Annotated in this window: 2 protein-coding genes and 2 pseudogenes; 2 read left to right on the forward strand and 2 right to left on the reverse strand. The window is 69.1% G+C overall.

Features of this window, described 5'->3' with window-relative positions; genetic code table 11:
- Positions 1-2,173, reverse strand: a 2,173-nt coding sequence (ligA, locus tag G6020_RS16530) for an NAD-dependent DNA ligase LigA (protein WP_182611332.1), incomplete at its 3' end; no start/stop codon positions are given.
- A 59-nt stretch (positions 2,174-2,232) separates the two neighbouring features.
- On the opposite strand from ligA, the gene G6020_RS16535 reads away from it, so the two are divergent.
- Entirely contained in the window at positions 2,233-2,928 is a 696-nt protein-coding gene (locus G6020_RS16535) for an exonuclease domain-containing protein (protein ID WP_182611333.1), read from the forward strand.
- A gap of 46 nt (positions 2,929-2,974) precedes the next feature.
- A pseudogene (locus G6020_RS16540) lies at positions 2,975-3,905 on the forward strand (IS5 family transposase).
- Between the two features lie 10 nt (positions 3,906-3,915).
- On the opposite strand, the pseudogene G6020_RS16695 reads toward G6020_RS16540, so the two are convergent.
- Positions 3,916-4,243 (reverse strand): annotated as a pseudogene (locus G6020_RS16695) (cobalamin-independent methionine synthase); the annotation flags it as partial.

The raw sequence follows: 4,243 nt of genomic DNA on the forward strand, positions 1-4,243 counted from the left end.
CGGCGGGCTCGGGGTCGGCCCCGTCTTCGTCCTCCCGCGCCGGGCCGTTCTCCAACAGCTCCACGAAGCCGGCCTCGTCGAGGATGGTCAGCCCCAGCTCCTCAGCCTTGGCCGCCTTCGACCCCGGGTTGTCCCCCACAACCACGTAGTCGGTCTTCTTGGACACCGATCCCGAGGCCTTGCCACCGCGAGCGATGATCGCCTCCTTGATCCCGTCGCGGGTGAACCCCTCCAGGGATCCGGTCGCCACGATGGTCAGGCCCTCGAGGGTGCGCGGGATCGACGCGTCCCGTTCATCGGCCATCGAGACGCCCGAGGCCGCCCACCGGTCGACGATCTCGCGATGCCAGTCCACATCGAACCACTCCACCACCGAGGCCGCGATGGTCGCGCCGACGCCGTCCGTCTCCGCCAGCTCCACCTCCGAGGCGGCGCGGATGTCCTCCATGGTGCCGAACCGGGTGGCCAACGCGCGTGCGGCGGTCGGCCCGACGTGGCGGATCGACAACGCGACGAGCACCCGCCACAGTGGCCGGTCCCTCGCCGTCTCGAGATTCGCCAGCAGCTTGCGGCCGTTCTCGGTGAGCACGGTTCGCTCCGGCTCGGCGCCCTCCTCGACCTGCTTGCGTGTCGCCTTGTCCAGTCGGGTGTAGAGGGAGGTGCGGAGGAGGTCCGCCTCGGTGAGGTCGAACAGACCGGCCTCGTTGTCCAGCACCCCGCTGGCGAGGAGATCGGAGGCTCCCTCGTAGCCGAGCGCCTCGATGTCGAGTGCGTTCCGCGAGGACAGGTAGAACAGTCGCTCTCGGAGCTGTGCGGGACAGGACCGCTGGTTCGGACAACGCCAGTCCGCGTCCCCCTCCTTCGCCGGCGCCAGGACGGTCTCACACTCGGGGCAGCGCTCGGGGAAGACGAACTCGCGCTCGGTCCCGTCCCGGCGCTCCACCACCGGGCCGAGGACCTCCGGGATGACGTCCCCGGCCTTGCGGATCACCACGGTGTCACCGATCAGAACACCCTTGCGCTTGACCTCGGTCTGGTTGTGCAGGGTCGCGAGCGAGACCGTGGAGCCGGCGACGAGCACCGGCTCCATGTGGGCGAACGGTGTGACCCGCCCGGTACGACCCACGGAGACACGGATGTCGAGCAACTCGGTCATGACCTCCTCGGGCGGGTACTTGTAGGCGATCGCCCACCGCGGTGCCCGCGACGTCTGACCGAGTCGACGCTGGACGGCCCGGTCGTCGATCTTCACCACGAGGCCGTCGATCTCGTGCTCGGGGTCGTCCCGGTGTTCGCCCCAGTACCGCATCCGCTCGAGTACCTCGTCGACCCCGGTCGCCGGGGCGGTGTGGGGAGAGACGGGCAGGCCCCAGTCCGCAAGCGCGAGATAGACGTCGTGGAGGCTGTCGAAGGTCGCTCCCTCGACCACGCCGAGGCCGTGACAGTACATCCCGAGGCGGCGCTGGGCGGTGATCGCCGGGTTCTTCTGCCGCAGTGACCCGGCCGCGCTGTTGCGGGGATTGGCGAACGGTGGCTTGCCGTCGGCGACGAGCCGCGCGTTGAGGTCGGCGAAGTCCTCGAGCCGGAAGAACACCTCCCCCCTGACCTCGAGCAGCGCGGGAACGGGGCGGTCCTTCGTCGGGGTGAGCGTGACCGGGATGTCGTCGATCGTCCGGGCGTTGAGCGTGACGTCCTCGCCCGTTCGACCGTCCCCGCGGGTGGCCGCGCTGACCAACCTCCCCTCGCGGTAGACCAGGTCGAGCGCCACCCCGTCGATCTTGACCTCGCACAGGAACCGAAGGTCCTCCGCGGGGATGTGAGCCTGTTCGACCGCCGAGGCCACCCACGCGCGCAGCTCCTCCTCGGAGAACACGTTATCCAGGCTCGTCATCCGCTGAAGGTGTTCGACCGGCGCGAAATCGGTGGAGAAGCCACCCCCGACGAGCTGTGTCGGGGAGTCCGCCGTACGCAGCTCGGGGTGGAGTTCCTCCAGCGCCTCCAGGTCGTGGAACAGCCTGTCGAACTCGGCGTCGGAGACGATGGGGGCGTCCTTGACGTAATAGCGGAACTGGTGATCCCGCACCGTCTCCGCGAGGTCGGTCCACGCCTGCCGTACCTCCGGGGGGATGTCCCCGGTGCCGACGGGCTCGTTGCTTCGACTCGCTTGGCTCACGAGGACAGGGTAATGCGACACATGCCCGGCGTGTCGGGGCGGTGGCCTACGGTGACCGCATGAACCCAGAGAACATCACCCCTGTCTCCCTCGACCGGAACCGGCTGCTGGCATTCGACCTCGAGACCACCGGACCCGATCCCCGGACCGCGCATGTCGTCACCTCGGCCCTCGTCGCGATCGACGGGCCCCGAAAGGTGGAACTCAACTGGATGGCCGATCCGGGTATAGACATTCCGGAGGGCGCCACGGCTGTGCACGGCATCACCACCGCCCAGGCCAGGCAGCACGGAAGGCCGCATGCGGAGGTGGTGGCCGAGACCATCGCCGGGGTCCGGACGGGGTGGCGGGAGGGGCGGACCCTGGTGGTGTTCAACGCCGCGTACGACCTCACCATCCTCAGGAGATGGGACCCCTCGTTCGAGGTGCTCGGCCCGGTCATCGACCCCTACGTCGTCGACCGGGCGACCGACCCGTACCGCAAGGGCAAGCGCACCCTCGAGGCCCTGTGCGCCCACCACGGCGTGCGGTTGGACGGCGCCCACGAGGCCGCGGCCGATGCGCTCGCGGCGGCCCGCCTGGCGTGGAAGCTACTCGGCTCGATCCCCGAACTGGCCGGAGCGGACTGGCGCGCGGTCAACGCGCAGCAGGCGCAGTGGCACGAGACGCGGCAACGCGATTTCGCGGCCTATCTCGAGCAGTCGGGCAAGGACGCCTCGGACGTCAACACACAGTGGCCGATCGCCGACACCTAGGGCGTGTCTCCCATAGCTGAGCGGTGACCCGCGAGACCGTGGCCGTATGGGTCAGACGAAGTCACGATTTCGCCAGTTCACCGACGAGCAGTGGGAGCGGATAGAGCCCCTGCTGCCCTCCAATGAAGGGCGGCAGGGGCATCCGTTTCGCGACAATCGCAAGGTCGTCGAGGGGATCATCTACCGCTACCGCGCCGGTATTCCCTGGCGGGACCTACCTCGCGAGGAGTTCGGTGCGTGGCAGACCGTGTGGAAGCGTCACGCCCGCTACGCCCGGGACGGGACCTGGGATCGCATCCTGCACGTGATCCTGGCCGATGCCGACGCAGCCGGAAAGATCGACTGGAACGTCTCGGTCGACGCCACCATCTGCCGCGCTCATCAGCACGGCACAAATACAACGCGCCCTGAGCAGGACACAGGGGGCAGGGTCGAATCACAAGAACCGGCCCTTCCGGGACTGTGAACCCGCAGGTCATGGCATCGGTCGCTCGCGAGGAGGGCTGACCACCAAGATTCACAGTGCCGTCGACGGCCGCGGCCGACCGCTGGCGAACGTGATCACCGGTGGGCAACGAAACGACGGCGCGATGCTGGCCGAAGTCCTGGCCGACATCCACGTCCCACGCCACGGCAAGGGCCGACCCCGCACCCGCCCCGACGCGGTGATCGCAGACAAGGCCTACTCGTCTGGCACGATCCGCCGCCAGCTCCGCAGTCGCGGTATCGCCGCTGTCATCCCGGAGAAAAGCGACACCATCGCCGCTCGCGAACGCCGCGGCAGCCGCGGTGGCCGACCCCCGAAACTCGACACTGACCTCTACAAAGACCGAAACGTCGTCGAGCGTTCCTTCGCACTGGCCAAGCAATGGCGAGCGCTGGCCACCCGCTACGACAAACTCGCGATCACTTACCGCGCCGCCGTCACCCTCTGCGCAATTCTCACCTGGCTACGCCGATTGGGAGACACACCCTAGATCGGATCGGTCACTCGGCCAGCCGCGGAGCCGCCTCGGCCACCCGACGTACCGATGCCAGTGCCTCCACCGGGGTCAGGTGGCCCGAGGTCATGGCGTCCACGGTCGGGGTGAGGACCAGCTGCCCCAACCCGGCGTGCCGGGGCGCGCTGAGGCGCTCGAGCAACGCGAGGATCGCGGACACATCGCGTTCCACCTCAGGGCCGGAGCGGGGCGGCCGCGGCGACCCCGGCAGTCCCTCGAGGTGGAGGATCCGCCCTCCGCCGAGGACCGTGCCGGCGGCGTCGAGCGCGGCGTGGGAGGTACCCGAGTGGAGGAGTTCCGCCGGGACGCAGAGC

The sequence above is a fragment of the Dietzia sp. B19 genome (assembly GCF_014145155.1).
In the GTDB taxonomy this organism is placed as follows: Bacteria; Actinomycetota; Actinomycetes; order Mycobacteriales; family Mycobacteriaceae; genus Dietzia; species Dietzia natronolimnaea.

Excerpts from the sequence above, each read along its gene's own strand:
- G6020_RS16535 (WP_182611333.1), top strand. The coding sequence starts at position 2,233 with ATGAACCCAGAGAACATCACCCCTGTCTCCCTCGACCGGAACCGGCTG.